Below are 13,926 nucleotides of genomic sequence, written 5' to 3' on the forward strand. Positions count from 1 at the left end.
ACGGGCCGTCAGACCAGCATGCTGACCGTGCGCGGGTCCTGGCCGACGAGGGCGCTGCCGTAGACCTGCTCGGGCACGCCCATGCCGAAGCCGGCGTGCCGGCTGCCGGTGTGGACGTCGCGCCACAGCCGCTGGAGGGGGTTGGACTCGTCCAGGGCGGAGGAGCCGTAGAGGGTGACGATGTCGTCGACGGCCTGACGGCACTGCTGGACGACATGGGTGGCGTCCATGCGGGCGCGGGCCCGGGTGAGCAGGTCGGGGTTCTCGCCCGCCCGTGCGTGTTCGTCCACGCTGTCGGCGAGGCGGCGGGCGTGCAGCCGGGCGGTGTCCAGCCGGGTGGCGGCGGCCGCCAGGGCGAGCCGGGCGGTGGGCGACTCGGCCTGGCTGGCGAAGGTGGTCCCGGCGACGCGCCGGGTCCCGGCGTGTTCCAGGGCGTGGCGCAGGGCGGTGTCGGCGCCGCCGAGCAGCGAGCCGATCAGGCCGACCATGAAGACGCCGGTGAGGCTGTTCCGGTAGCGGCGGCCGTCCGGCACCAGGCCGTCGGTCTCGCCGTCGATCAGGGGCTTGTAGGGCAGCAGCCGGTGCGCGGGCACGAACACCTTCTCGGCGACGACCGTGTTGCTGCCGGTGCCGCGCATCCCGACGAAGTGCCAGGTGTCGCGGACGGTGATGTCGGCGGCCGGCATCAGCGCGAAGTGCGGCTGGAGTCCGGTGCCGGTGTCGGCGAGGAGCAGTCCGCCGATCCACTCCGCGTGCAACGAGCCGGAGGCGTAGGGCCATTCACCGCTGACCCGGACCCCGCCGTCCGCCGGTTCCACGGTGCGCACGGGGGCGCCGAGGATGAGGGCGGTACGGGCGTCGGGGTCGTCGTCCCAGACCTCGGCGCGGGTGCGCTCGGGGAAGAGGGAGACGACGAAGTTGCCGACGTTGAGGACACCGGTGACCCAGGCCGTCGAGACGCAGCCGCGGCCCAGCTCGGTACAGACCTCCAGCAGGGTGCGTACCGAGGTCTCGTGGCCGCCGTTGCTCTCCGGGACGAGCAGCCGGGTCAGTCCGGCGCCGGTGACGCGGGCCATGACCTCGTCGGGCAGCCGCCGGTCGCGGTCGCTGTCGGCGGCGCGTTTCCAGAGTTCCTCACGGAGGCCGGCGGCCTGGTTCATCAGCTCCGCGGCGCCCGCGTCGAGGTCATTTCCTGAACCGCGCAATTTCTTTTCCTTCCGGATTTTCGGGACGCAGAGAGCCCCGGTGCGGATGGCGCTCCGGACGATTGGCGGTCCGATTCCTCCGGCCGCCACGGCATCGTACGTGGGCCCGTTCGGCACAGCCACCCCCGTTGAATTCGCCGCGCCGGATACGAAACTTTCCCTTCCGCTTGACGGTCGCTCCCGGGCACCCGCCGGCGGGAAAAGCGGAATACGCTCTTTCCATCCACCCGGCCACCAGGGAGCGGGCGTTCAACCGTGGAATCTCCTCGGTTGAACGGGCGCCGGAGCGTGTCGGCGCGCCTTACGCGGGCGTCTCCTGCTGTGGTAATCCCTTTGGTTCGACAGGGCCGGACGCCGGATCTATTCCTCAGGAGACTGGCATGAGCAATAGCGCCCAGAAGTCCTACGATTACGGGACCGCGGACTTCAACGCCGTATATCGCGGAGGTGAACTGCTGGGTGACGCCGGGATCACCCGGGTCCCCTGGGACATCGGTGAACCGCAGCCCGGTGTGCTTGAATTCGAGCGCCGCGGACGAATTCGCGGCGAGGTGCTGGACGCGGGCTGTGGTCTGGGTGACAACGCGGTGTTCCTGGCCGCGCGCGGCTACCGGGTCACCGCCGTCGACGCGGCCTCCACGGCGATCGAGCGGGCCAGGGAGCGGGCGGCGAAGCAGGAGGGCGGCGCGGACATCGAGTTCGCGGTCGCCGACGCCACCAGCCTGGCCGGCTACGAGGGCCGCTTCGACACCGTCCTGGACAGCGCGCTGTTCCACACGCTCGACGCGGACGGGCGCCGCCGGTACGCCGCCGCGCTCGGCCGGGCCGCCCGGCCCGGTGCCTGGCTGGACATGCTGTGCTTCGCGGCGGTCCCCGGCGGGATGCCCGAGCCGCTGTCCGTCTCCGAGGAGACGGTGCGCGAGGTGCTGACCGGGGCCGGCTGGACGGTGACCGAGCTGACCCGGTCCGTCTACTGGGGCGTGGCCGAGGCCACCCGCACCTTCCTGGAGAAGACCGGCGTCCAGGTGGAGATCGACGAGGCGGGGCGCACCCAGCTCCCGGTCTGGTCCGTCCTGGCCGAGCGCGCCTGACCCGCGCGCGTCGCCGCAGAGCAACGTTCCCCGAAAGAAGGTCTGCCGATGCCGACGACCGTCAAACCCGTGAAGCTGGACCTGGCCCGGCTGGAAGCGATGGCGGAGTCCGACTACTACAACCCGTACACGATCTTCGACTGGCCCGAGTCCCTCGGCACCGACCGGCCGTGGATGAGCGAGGACCTGGTCACGCTCGCCGGCACCGAGGAGTGGGGGAAGCTGACGCGGGAGCAGCAGCTCGCCCTGACCCGGTTCGAGGCGGTGAACTTCTTCAGCCTCAACGTGCACGGCATCCGCGAGCTGCTCAGCGAGGTCGTGCTCCGCATCCACACCAAGACCTACGCCGACGCCTCGGAGTTCCTCCACCACTTCATCGGTGAGGAGAACGAGCACATGTGGTTCTTCGGGACCTTCTGCCTGAAGTACGGCGGGAAGGTGTACCCGGCGGTGCCGCAGGTCGGTCCGGGCCGGATCGAGGGGGTGGGCGACGCGGCGACCGAACTGGTCATCTTCGCCCGCATCCTGATCTTCGAGGAGCTGGTCGACTACTTCAACGCGCGGATGGCGACGGACGATTCGCTGCCGCCCATCGCGCAGGAGATCAACCGGGTCCATCACCAGGACGAGAGCCGCCATGTCGCCTTCGGGCGGCACCTGTTCACCCAGCTGCTGGACCAGGTCAAGGAGACCCGCCCGGAGGACATCCCGGTGCTGGCCAACTACCTGGAGACGTACCTCGAGTACAGCGTCCGCAGCCTGTACAACCCCGCCGTGTACCGCGACGCCGGGCTCGACCAGCCCCTCGAACTGCGCCGCCGACTGCTGGAGCACCCGGCCCGGCACGCCGCGCACACCGCGATCCTCAACCGTACCCGCAAGTTCCTCGCCCGCAACGGCCTTCAGGTCCAGGGAGCATCGGCATGAGCGACGACAAGCTGACCAAGATCCTCACCTTCATCCACCAGCGCAACCCCGAGGTGGGCGAGCTGAACCTGGACGACGACCTGATCGACCGCCGCGCGGTGGACTCGCTGGCCTTCGTCGAGTTCCTCTACCTGCTGGAGGAGCTGAGCGGGGAGACCATCGACCCCGAGGAGATCGACGTCGAGGACTTCCGCACCCTGCGCGCCATCGACAAGCGCTTCCTGCACGGCGCGGCGGCCCACTGATGGGCACCGCCACGGGGACGACGGACAACGGCCTCGGCGTCCTCGGCCCGGACGAGCTGCGGCTGCTGCGGGCCTTCGACTCCCTGGTGCTGTCCTGGGCGCACGAGTGGGAGGCCCAGGAACGGCGCTACCCGTTCCTGCTGCGGCCGGCGGACCTGGAGTCCATCGACTACTACGAGAACTTCCCGCACCTGGGTCTGGCCGCCGTCGCGGCCGACCCGGCCCGGCTCGGGGAGCTGCGCGCCGGTGCCGCGAGCCCGCTGGCGGAGCTGCCGGCGTCCGTCCTCAACGACGCGGCCCTGGCCCTGCCCTCGGCCGCGTGTTACTCGGTCTACTTCGACCTGAAGGACCGGGCGCTTCCGGCGACGGAGAACCGGTTCACCACGGTCGCCACCTGTTTCCGCAACGAGACGCACTACGAGGGCCTGCGCCGGCTGCTCGGCTTCAGCATGCGCGAGATCGTGTTCGTCGGCTCGCCCGAGGGCGCCACCGAGCACCTGAAGCGCGCCAAGGAGCAGGTGCTGGGCCTGGCCGGCCGGCTGGGCCTGAAGATGACCACCGAGGTCGCCACCGACCCGTTCTTCGACCGCACCGGCTCCCGGGCGACGATGCAGCGCCTCTTCCCGGTGAAGGAGGAGTTCGTGGTGGACGGCCTGGCCATCGGGTCGGTCAACTACCACCGCAACTTCTTCGGGGAGCGCTGCGCGATCTCCCTGCCCGACGGCGCGCCCGCCTCCACCAGTTGCCTGGCCTTCGGCCTGGAGCGGTGGGTGCACGCGCTGACCACCAGGTTCGGTGACGCCCGGTCCGCCGCCGAGGCGGTCCTCGAAGCCGTCTGAGCCCCGCCCGCCCTCCTGTGCCGAAAGTGAGCCGATGACCGACACGACCGTCGACGACGCCCTGGAGACCGGCGAGATCCAGGTGAGCGACGACATCCGGATAGCGTACGAGCGACGCGGGTCCGGTCCCGACATCGTCCTCGTCAACAACTTCTTCATGGACCGCAAGTCCTGGCGGTCCTACACCGCGAAGCTGGCCACCAGGGCCCGGATCACCTCCTACGACCTGCGCGGCCAGGGCGACTCCAGCCCGCACCCCGGGGAGCCGGTGTGGGAGGACCACATCAGCGACCTGAAGGCCCTGTTCGACGGGCTGGGTCTGGAGAAGGCCATCGTGGTGGGCACGTCGTTCTCGACGCTGATCTGCCGGGACTTCGCGGTGGCCCACCCGGACCGGGTGCAGGGGCTGATCCTGGCGGGCCCGGCGATGAGCCCGCACGGCCCGCAGCGGCTGCGCCGGATCACCAAGTCCTGGCTGAAGACGCTGGAGACCTCCGGACTCGGCGTGCTGTACGAGCAGTTGTACCCGCTCGTCTCCGGCGACCGGGCGGTGGAGGAGGCGGGGCCCATCGGTTTCATGGGCCGCAAGCAGAACTTCCTCGGCATCCACACCGTGGACTCGCTGCGCGCCGGGCTCGCGGTGTCGGTGAAGGCACCGCTGGACCCGCAGATCATGACCAAGGTGGCCGCTCCGACCCTGCTGTTCGTCGGCGGGGACGACTTCTCGCTGTCCACGGACGCGGTACGGGAGATGGTGGGGCTGTTCCCGGACGCCGTCACCGTCACCGTGCCGGACGGCGGGCATCTGGCCTTCCTGGAGGAGCCCGAGTGGTTCCAGCGGGAGGTGGAGTCGTTCATCGAGCGGGTCGCCGGGACGGGTGACTGAGACACCGCTTCCGGGGCTCCCGAGCGCATGGCTGCTCGGGGGCCCCGGCCGTGTCCGGCGGGTGGTGCTGGCGAGCGTCCCGGTCGCCCCGCCGGGCACCGGCGCGGCGCAGCACCGGGCCGGCCGGGACGCGGTGGGCGCGGCGCTGCGGCGGGCGGGCAGCCCGATGACGACGGTGGGCCGCGCGTACAGCGGGGCGCCGGTGTGTCCGGCGGGGTTCCCGGCCTCGGTGACCCACAGCACCGCGCTGGCGGTGGCCGCGGTCGCGCCCGGCGCCCGTGGCGTGGGCGTGGACCTGGAGCCGCGCTGCCCGGACCTGAGGCTGCACCGGTTCCTGCTGGACGAGCGGGAGCGGGCCGAACTGTGGCCTGACGGCGACCCGCCGGGCCTGCGGCGGCTGTTCGCCGCGAAGGAGGCCGCCTTCAAGGCGCTCTCGGAGTGCGTGGACGCCCATGGCGGACTCTTCTGGCGGGTGCGGCTCGGCCTGCGCGAGGGGCGGCTGTGGGCGCGGGCCGGCGACCGGTACGCACTGGTCGGGGAGCTGACGGCACCGGCGTTCGCGCTGGCCGTGGCCGTCACCGCTGATCCATAACCAAAAGTTCGGTATCCCAGAAAAACTAGGTCTTGGACTTCTGATCGCATCGTCGGGACCATGACTGGGACGGCAGTGCCGCAGCGACCCCCGTCAGCGGCACTGTCGTCCCTCGACGAAAGGAACGGCCCGTGCCCACTCGCCCCGAACCGTCCACCGCGCGCGAGGACCTGGGCGCGGCCGCCCGGCAACTGGCCGGGCGCGTCGGCGGCCCGCTGTTCACCGAGGGCCAGGACGGCTACGACGAGGAACGCGCCCGCTACCAGACCCACCGTCCGCACCGCCCGGCGCTCGTCGTCGGCGCCACCGAGCCCAAGGACGTCCAGCTCGCGGTGGAGTTCGCCGCCGCGCGCGACCTCCCGGTGGGCGTGCAGGCCACCGGGCACGCCCCCGCGCTGCCCGCCGGCACGGGCGTCCTCGTCAGCACCCGGCGGATGACCGAGGTGCGCGTCGACCCGGCCGCCCGTACCGCCTTCGTGGGCGCGGGCGTGCGGTGGAAGCAGGTCGTCGAGGCGGCCGCGCCGCACGGGCTGGCCCCGCTCAGCGGCAGCGCCCCGGACGTGGGCGCGGTCGGCTACACCCTGGGCGGCGGAATCGGCCTGCTGGCACGGAAGTTCGGCTACGCGGCGGACCACGTCCGGCGCGTGGAGTGCGTCACCGCCGACGGCCGGCCCCGCGCGGTCACCGCCGACAGCGACCCCGACCTGTTCTGGGCGCTGCGCGGCGGCCGCGACAACTTCGGCCTGGTCACCGGCCTCGAAGTGGACCTGGTCCCGGTGAACCGGCTCTACGGCGGCGGCCTTTTCTTCGACGGCGCCTCGGCCGAGGACGTCCTCGACGCCTACCTGCGCTGGACGGAGACGGTTCCCGAGGAGATGACCTCCTCCCTCGCCCTGGTCCCGCTCCCCGACGCCCCGACCCTGCCCCCGCCGCTGCGCGGGCGGTACGTGGTGCATGTCCGGATCTCCTACCTCGGTGACCCGGCGTACGGGGAGCGGCTGGTCGCCCCGCTGCGGGCGCTCGGGCCGCGGCTGGCGGACTCGGTGCGCGAGCTGCCGTACACCGAGTCCGGGTCGATCCACAACGACCCGGTGGCTCCGGCCGCGTACGTCGGGACCAACGCGATGCTCAGCGGGCTGGACGCGGGCGCGGTGCGTACCGTGCTGGAGCTGTCCGGGCCCGACGCGCCGATCACCAGCATCGTCGAGGTGCGCCACCTGGGCGGGGCCCTGGCCCGCGCGCCGCGCGTGCCGAACTCGGTCGGCCACCGCTCGGCCCGCTATCTGCTCGCGGTGCTCGACCGGGTCACCGACGACACCGCCGACGCCGTCCGCGCCGCGCACACCCGGCTCACCGACGCCCTGTCCCCGCTGACCACGGGCCGCAACCTGAACTTCCTCTACGGCGCCGCCGCCAGCCCGGACCAGGTGCGCCGGGCGTACGAACCCGGCGACTACGCGCGCCTCGGCCGGATCAAGGCCGCCCACGACCCCGGAAACCTCTTCCGGCTGAACCACAACATCCCGCCGAACCCCTCCCCCGGCCCCCGCCGACGGGCCGCGGCCGACCGCTCAGGACAGCAGAAGGAACGATGATGGAAAAGAAATGGTGGACCCTGTTGGGGGTGTGCGGCGGGACGTTCATGCTCCTGCTGGACACCACCATCGTGTACGTCGTCATGCCCGATGTGCAGCGCGATCTGAACGCCAGCTTCGCCGACCTCCAGTGGGTGATCGACGGCTACGCGCTGGCGCTGGCCTCCTTCCTGCTGACGAGCGGCACGCTGGCCGACCGGTTCGGCCGCAAGCGCCTCTACGCGATCGGCGTGGCCCTGTTCACGGTCGCCTCGCTGCTGTGCGGTGTGGCCCAGTCGCCGCTGATGCTGATCATGTCCCGGGTGCTCCAGGGCGTGGGCGGCTCGGTCATGTTCGCCACCGGTCTGGCCCTGCTCGCGGGCAGCTTCCAGGGCAAGGAACGCGGAATGGCGTTCGGTGTGTGGGGCATGGTCACCGGCCTCGCCTCCGCCATCGGCCCGGTGGCCGGCGGCCTGATCTCCAGCGGCATCAGCTGGCGGGGCATCTTCCTGGTCAACGTGCCGATCGGGGTCATCGTGGCCCTGATCATCGCGCTGCGCGTGGACGAGTCGAAGTCGCCCTTCGCCCGCAAGCTGGACTACCCCGGTTTCGTCCTGCTCACCGGCGGTCTCGCCACCCTGGTCTACGGTCTGATCCGCGCCGGTGAGACCGAGTGGAGCGACGGCCGCGCGGTGACCGGTCTCGTGGTGGGCGCGGCGCTGCTGCTCGCGTTCCTGCTGGTGGAGGCGAAGTCCGAGCAGCCGATGTTCGATCTGCGGCTGTTCCGCATCCCCACCTTCGTCGGCGGTTCCATCGCCGCGTTCGCCATGAACGGCTCGCTGTTCGCGATGTTCCTGTTCCTGGCGATCTACTTCCAGGAGGCGCTGAACTACTCCTCGCTGGAGACCGGTCTGCGCCTGCTCACCGCCTCGCTGTCGATGCTGGTCGCCTCCCTGATCGCCGGGCGGCTCAGCGCCAAGGTGCAGCCCCGCTACATGATCGGCGTCGGGCTGCTGCTGGTCGGTGCCGCGCTGCTGCTGATGAGCGGAATCACCGAGTCCAGCGGCTGGGAGCACTTCATCCCCGGTCTGGTGCTGGGCGGTGTCGGCGCCGGTCTGGTGAACCCGCCGCTGGCCTCCACCGCCGTGGGCGTCGTCGACTTCTCCCGCTCCGGGATGGCGTCGGGCGTGAACGGCACCTTCCGGCAGCTCGGTGTGAGCGCGGGTGTCGCGGTGCTCGGCTCGACCTTCGCCGGGGTCATCAGCGACCGGTTCCGCGACGGACTGCGCGGGGTGCCGGAACTGGCGGGCCGCAGCGACCAGTTGGCCGCGCTGACCCGGGGCGGCGAGACCGGCGAGGCGGTGCGGCTGGTGCCCGAGCAGTACGGGGAGAAGGTGCAGCACATCGCCACGACCGGCTTCGTGGACGGCCTCAACACCCTGCTCGCCGTGTCGGCCGGCCTGGCCCTGCTCGGCGGTGTGCTGGCGCTGGTGCTGATCCGGCCCGCCGACTTCCAGGCGGCCCAGGCGCCGAAGCCCGAGGCGAAGGACGCTCCCGGTCAGTCGCCGGTGGCGGCGGAGAGCTGAGCCCTCTTCTCTCCCTCGCGTTCTCCGACTCGCGAACACGAAAGCGGGCCCGTCGGATCGCCGACGGGCCCGCTTTCGTGTGGTCGGGTCAGGCGCCGCTCATCGAGGCGACCTGCGTGGTGGCCGGCTCCCCGAAGGACTGCCGGCAGTGCAGCAGCAGCTCGCGCAGGGCGGGGCTCTTGGTGGGCGCGGAGATCAGGGCCAGCACCGCGGGGACGTCGACGTCGGTGATGGCGACGGTCTTGAGCCCCTTCTGATGGGCGGTCATCGACTCGGAGAGCACCGCGACCCCGAGGCCCCGTTCGGCCAGGTGCATCACCGCGCCGGGCGCGCTCGCCTGGAGGGCGATGGTGGGCGTGAGACCGAGCGCGGCGGACGCCTCGTCCAGCGTGGCCCGGATACCGGTGCCCTCGGGGAGGCAGACGAGTGGGAAGGCGCTCAGTTCGGCGAGGGTGACCCCGTCCTTCTCGGCCAGCGGATGCTCGTGCGGCACGGCGGCGACGATCGGCTCGCTGATCACCTGCCAGCCGTCCAGGTCCTCCGGCGCGCGATGGGCGGCGCCGATCAGCGCCAGGTCGACAGTGCCCTCGCGGACGTACTCGACCAGCTTGGCGGAATCGTCCTCGAGCAGGCTGATCTCGACGCCGGGGTGGGCGAGATGGAAGCCGGACAGCGCGTCGAAGAGGGGCTGGACGGTGCAGGCGGTGACCATGCCGACGACCAGCTTGCCCCGGACCAGGCCGTTCATCTCGTCCACGGCCTGCCGCAGCGAGTCCATGGAGGACAGCACGGACTTGGCGTGCGCGAGCACCACCTCGCCGACGGCCGTGAGCTGCACACTGCGGCCGGAGCGGTCGATCAGGGTGGCCCCGAGGTCGTTCTCCAGCTGGCGGATCTGGGCACTGATCCCAGGCTGGCTGATATGCACCAGCTCCGCGGCCCTGGTGAAATTGGCTTCCTGGGCCACGGCGATGAAGTACCTGAGCTGCCTGATCTCCATAACTCCAAATTATAACGCCGATCCGGATGATTGATTGGACTTGTTCTCGGCCAATGACGGAAAATTGCCACCGTTGGTACCCGGACCGCAGGAAAGGATGATTGTGTCCGAGAACGAGAAGGCCCTGAAGCCGGAAGACCTCACCCGTCTCTTCGTGGAGCGCGCCAACGCCGGTGACGCCGCCGGCCTCGCCGCGCTGTACGACGAGGAGGCCGTGATGGCCTACCCGCCCGGCAGCACCACGGTGGGCCGGGAGGCGATCCGCCAGCTCTGGGAGAAGGTGCTGTCCAACGGGCCGCACTTCGAGCCCGAGGAGCCCCTGCCCACGCTGGTGTTCGGTGACATCGCGCTCACCTCCACGCCGCCCAAGGACGGTTCGGGTGCCCGCGCGCAGGTGGTCAAGCGCCAGGCGGACGGCAGCTGGCTGCGCATCATCGACCAGCCGGAGTTCCGCCCGCCGACGAGCTGACGGCCTGTCGTTTTCTGGCCATCCTCGCCTGGGCGCCACCGGCCACCACACGGCTGGCGCCCGGTGCGCGACACGGAACGCCCGGCCGAAAAACCTGTTGTCTCCCACGAGGCACCGGTTCCCGTCCAGGTGATTTTCCTGATCGCGCGTTGACGATTCACCGGCACCGGATATGGTGCACGGCAGCAGGTCCAGAGCCAAACGGGGGAGGCTCTTCACAGTGATACGCGATACTCGGCGCCGTTTTCCGGCGCGGCGGGTCCTTTTCCGGAGCCGCCCCTTCCAGCCCGGCCCACTCGGTCCACGCCGCCCCCTGAGCGCGGCGCATCACCGGCGGCCGGGCTCTCGTGTATCCCCGGTCTGTTGTTACGGCCGGGTATTCGCGCACGGCAGCTGACCGCCCTGTAACACCGTCACCGGTTTCTCCAGGCACCTTCCCGGGCGCCCCGAACCGGTCGACCGGTCTGTGGCCACGCGCGTCAATCTCACATCTTCATGCCCCCGTACGGACATATGAACAGGAGATTGAGAATGGCTGTGACGGAAACCAGAGGTATTCACCTCGCCGCCCCGGTGATCTGTGAGTCGGCGGAAATGTGGAACGCGCAGGCGGACAGCCTGCCGGTGACACGTGCGCCCATCGAGTCGCTCTCGACCGAAGACTCCCCCCGTATATCCGGGGAGAACGAGGAACACGTCCGGCACCTCGCGCAGTGCGTCTCGCCGCTGCCACCGATCATCGTGCACCGCGCCACGCGCCGCGTCATCGACGGCGTCCATCGACTGCGGGCCGCCCGGCTCAACGGGCAGACCCATATCGACGTGCAGTACTTCGACGGCACCGCCAAGGACGCGTTCCTGCTGGCGGTGGAGCGCAACGCCCACCACGGGCTGCCGCTGACCCGCGCCGACCGCAACGCGGCCGCGCTGCGCATCATCCGCTCGCACCCGGACTGGTCGGACCGGATGATCGCGTCCGCCACCGGTCTCTCGCCGAAGACGGTGGGCTCGATCCGGCGTCGTTCGGGTGACGCGATTCCTCAGTTGAACGCCCGGATCGGCCGGGACGGCCGGTCGCGCCCGGTGGACAACTCCGAGCGGCGCCGGCTGGCGGGTGAATACGCCCGGACCCATCCGCAGGCCACCCTGCGGGAGATCGCCCGGGAGAGCGGACTGTCCCTGGCGACCGCCCGTGACGTGCGCGAACGCGTCCAGAAGGGCGCGAGTCCGACCCTCGGCGCGCGCCCGTCCGGCGGCCCGGTGCACCGGCCGGCCGCCCCGGCGCCCGCGGCCCGGAATCCCGACCAGGGCGGTGTGACCGCGTTCGCGCTGGCGGAGACGTTGCTGCTGCTCAAGCGGGACCCGTCGATACGGCTCACCGAGCACGGCCGGTTCCTGCTGCGACTGCTGGACACCCACGCACTGGCGAACCGGCGCTGGGAGGAACTGGTGGACCGGATTCCGCCGCACTGCGCGGCCAAGGTCGCGGCCGCGGCCCGGGAATGCGCGGCCTCCTGGCGGGACGCGGCCCAGCAGCTGGAGGAGCGGGCCAGAGCGGTCGACGGGAGGGGGGCGGTGAACACCATCGCCTGAATCCAGCGCTTCTCCCTATGCTCTCCGCATGACAATTCTGGTGACCGGGGCCACCGGCAAGACGGGCCGCCATGTATTACGGGAACTGCTGGCAGAGGGCGAAGAGGTACGTGTACTGACCCGCAGTCCACAAAAGGCGGACGTCCCTTCCGGGGTGAGTGTCGTACAGGGTGACCTGAGTGAACCGGAAAGCCTTTTTCCGGCGCTCGACGGGGTGAATTCCGTATTCCTCTTCCCGGTTCTCGACGCCATTCCGGCATTCGCGGCGACGGCGAAACGCGCGGGCGTGGCGAAGGTGGTGCTGTTCACCGGGGCCTGGGCCGCGGGGCACACCGGGCGGGACCGGGCCTCCTGGGTCTATCCGAGGTACCGGGCGGCCGAGGCGGCGCTCGCGGAGAACGGCCCCGAGCGGTGGACGGTGCTCCGGCCGGCGCCCTTCGCCACCAACGCGCTGTGGTGGGCGCCGGGCGCGCGGGCGGACGGGGTGGTACGGCTGCCCCATCCGGACGCCGTCTGCCCGGTGGTCCACGAGGCCGACCTCGCCGCGGCCGCCGCGGCCGCGCTGCGCACGGACGGCCACCACGGGCGGTGGTACACGGTCACCGGGCCCGCGCCCGTCTCGCAGGCGGAGCAGGTCGCCGCGATCGCGGAGGCGAGCGGACGGCCGCTGCGGGTGGAGCGGACGGACCCGGAGGCGTGGCGGTCCCAGGCGGAGCGCTTCCTGCGGCCGGGAATCGTCGCGGACCTGCTGAACGAGTGGTCCCAGACCGAGGCCGACCCGGCCACCGCCCTGCCGGTCACCTCGGCGGTGGAGGACCTCACCGGCCGGCCCGCGCGCACCTTCGCCCGCTGGGCCGCCGATCACGCGGACGACTTCCGCTGACCCCGCCGTTTCCCCGATCCGGCCCCGAAAGGACGTCATGGAGTACACCCAGCTCGGCCGCAGCGGTCTGCGCGTGTCCCGGCTCTGTCTCGGCACCATGAACTTCGGGGTGCACACCGAGGAGGCCGAGGCCCACCGCATCCTGGACGCCGCCCTGGACGCGGGCGTCAACTTCGTGGACACCGCCGACCTGTACGGCTGGCCCGAGCACCCCGGCCTGACCGAGACGGTGATCGGCAGCTGGCTCGCGCGGGGCGGGGGCCGCCGGGAGCGGACGGTGCTGGCCACCAAGGTGTACTCGGACATGGGCGACTGGCCCAACGAGGGCGGGCTGTCCGCGCTGCACATCCGCCGGGCGGTCGAGGCCAGCCTGCGGCGGCTGCGCACCGACCACATCGACCTGTACCAGATGCACCACGTCGACCGGTCGACCCCGTGGGACGAGATCTGGCAGGCCATGGACGTCCTGGTCACCCAGGGCAAGATCGTCTACGTCGGCTCCAGCAACTTCGCCGGCTGGCACCTGGCCGAGGCCCAGGAGAGCGCGCGCGCCCGGCACCTGCCCGGACTGGTGAGCGAGCAGTCCCACTACAACCTCCTGGAGCGCACCGTCGAGCTGGAGGTGATCCCGGCCGCCCGGCGCTACGGCATCGGCCTGCTCCCCTGGTCCCCGCTGCACAGCGGGCTGCTCGCCGGGGTGCTGCGGGACGAACGCCGGGGCGTGCGGCGCACGGTCGCGCGGGCCGCCGCCGCGCTGGCGACCCGCCGCCCGCAGATCCAGGAGTACGAGGACCTCGCCGCCGAGCTGGGCCAGGAGCCGGGGCATGTCGCGCTGGCCTGGCTGCTCGCCAACCCGGCCGTCACCGCGCCCGTCGTCGGCCCGCGCACCCTGGCCCAGTTGCACAGCGCGCTCGCCGCGCTCGACGTCGAGCTGGAGCCGAAGGCGCTGGCCCGGCTCGACGAGATCTTCCCCGGTCACCGGCCCGCGCCCGAGGCGTACGCCTGGTGACACCCGGCCGGGGCCCACGCGCCCCGG

Annotated in this window: 14 protein-coding genes; 12 read left to right on the forward strand and 2 right to left on the reverse strand. The window is 71.5% G+C overall.

All coding sequences use genetic code 11. The features are described from left to right. Positions 1 to 8: 8 nt before the first annotated feature. Positions 9 to 1,205: an acyl-CoA dehydrogenase family protein gene (locus D0Z67_RS01710; protein WP_199812156.1), complete on the reverse strand. Its 1,197-nt coding sequence runs from the start codon at positions 1,203 to 1,205 to the stop codon at positions 9 to 11. A gap of 380 nt (positions 1,206 to 1,585) precedes the next feature. On the opposite strand from D0Z67_RS01710, the gene D0Z67_RS01715 reads away from it, so the two are divergent. The 8 genes from D0Z67_RS01715 (at position 1,586) to D0Z67_RS01750 (ending at position 8,945) form a co-directional block, all read left to right on the forward strand. Next, the gene (locus tag D0Z67_RS01715) at positions 1,586 to 2,296 is read left to right on the forward strand and encodes a class I SAM-dependent methyltransferase (protein WP_031180458.1); all 711 of its coding nucleotides are present in this window, start codon (positions 1,586 to 1,588) and stop codon (positions 2,294 to 2,296) included. 48 nt (positions 2,297 to 2,344) lie between these two features. Further along, positions 2,345 to 3,223 (forward strand): diiron oxygenase, encoded by an 879-nt coding sequence (locus tag D0Z67_RS01720; protein ID WP_031180457.1) that lies wholly within the window; start codon positions 2,345 to 2,347, stop codon positions 3,221 to 3,223. Next, a complete protein-coding gene (locus tag D0Z67_RS01725) occupies positions 3,220 to 3,468 on the forward strand; it encodes a hypothetical protein (RefSeq protein ID WP_051887550.1) in 249 nt (82 codons plus the stop codon). The genes D0Z67_RS01720 and D0Z67_RS01725 overlap by 4 nt, the downstream gene beginning before the upstream one ends. Continuing rightward, positions 3,468 to 4,307, forward strand: a complete 840-nt coding sequence (locus tag D0Z67_RS01730) for a class-II aminoacyl-tRNA synthetase family protein (protein WP_031180455.1) — start codon at positions 3,468 to 3,470, stop codon at positions 4,305 to 4,307. The genes D0Z67_RS01725 and D0Z67_RS01730 overlap by 1 nt, the downstream gene beginning before the upstream one ends. A 34-nt stretch (positions 4,308 to 4,341) precedes the next feature. Continuing rightward, positions 4,342 to 5,193 (forward strand): alpha/beta fold hydrolase, encoded by an 852-nt coding sequence (locus tag D0Z67_RS01735; protein ID WP_051887549.1) that lies wholly within the window; start codon positions 4,342 to 4,344, stop codon positions 5,191 to 5,193. Further along, entirely contained in the window at positions 5,186 to 5,785 is a 600-nt protein-coding gene (locus D0Z67_RS01740) for a 4'-phosphopantetheinyl transferase superfamily protein (RefSeq protein WP_131589608.1), read from the forward strand. Before D0Z67_RS01735 ends, D0Z67_RS01740 begins: the two co-directional genes overlap by 8 nt. 131 nt (positions 5,786 to 5,916) lie before the next feature. Next, on the forward strand, positions 5,917 to 7,380 hold the full coding sequence (locus tag D0Z67_RS01745; RefSeq protein WP_234312676.1) for an FAD-binding oxidoreductase: 1,464 nt from the start codon (positions 5,917 to 5,919) through the stop codon (positions 7,378 to 7,380). Then, a complete protein-coding gene (locus D0Z67_RS01750; protein ID WP_107059538.1) occupies positions 7,377 to 8,945 on the forward strand; it encodes an MFS transporter in 1,569 nt (522 codons plus the stop codon). The genes D0Z67_RS01745 and D0Z67_RS01750 overlap by 4 nt, the downstream gene beginning before the upstream one ends. Positions 8,946 to 9,033: 88 nt before the next feature. Here D0Z67_RS01750 and D0Z67_RS01755 read toward each other — a convergent pair whose 3' ends face one another. Then, positions 9,034 to 9,945, reverse strand: a complete 912-nt coding sequence (locus D0Z67_RS01755; RefSeq protein ID WP_031180450.1) for a LysR family transcriptional regulator — start codon at positions 9,943 to 9,945, stop codon at positions 9,034 to 9,036. A 103-nt stretch (positions 9,946 to 10,048) separates the two neighbouring features. Between D0Z67_RS01755 and D0Z67_RS01760 the strand changes: the two genes are divergently transcribed. The 4 genes from D0Z67_RS01760 to D0Z67_RS01775 all read left to right on the forward strand — a co-directional run bounded on the left by D0Z67_RS01760 (position 10,049) and on the right by D0Z67_RS01775 (position 13,899). After that, a complete protein-coding gene (locus D0Z67_RS01760; RefSeq protein WP_031180449.1) occupies positions 10,049 to 10,414 on the forward strand; it encodes a YybH family protein in 366 nt (121 codons plus the stop codon). Positions 10,415 to 10,945: 531 nt separating this feature from the next. Further along, the gene (locus D0Z67_RS01765) at positions 10,946 to 12,007 is read left to right on the forward strand and encodes a ParB/RepB/Spo0J family partition protein (RefSeq protein WP_223179108.1); all 1,062 of its coding nucleotides are present in this window, start codon (positions 10,946 to 10,948) and stop codon (positions 12,005 to 12,007) included. 28 nt (positions 12,008 to 12,035) lie between these two features. Beyond that, on the forward strand, positions 12,036 to 12,890 hold the full coding sequence (locus D0Z67_RS01770) for an SDR family oxidoreductase (RefSeq protein ID WP_031180447.1): 855 nt from the start codon (positions 12,036 to 12,038) through the stop codon (positions 12,888 to 12,890). Between the two features lie 37 nt (positions 12,891 to 12,927). Continuing rightward, complete coding sequence (locus D0Z67_RS01775) at positions 12,928 to 13,899, forward strand: aldo/keto reductase (protein ID WP_031180446.1); 972 nt, start codon at positions 12,928 to 12,930, stop codon at positions 13,897 to 13,899. Positions 13,900 to 13,926: the final 27 nt, after the last annotated feature.

It is taken from the genome of Streptomyces seoulensis (genome assembly GCF_004328625.1).
GTDB classification, from domain to species: domain Bacteria; phylum Actinomycetota; class Actinomycetes; order Streptomycetales; family Streptomycetaceae; genus Streptomyces; species Streptomyces seoulensis.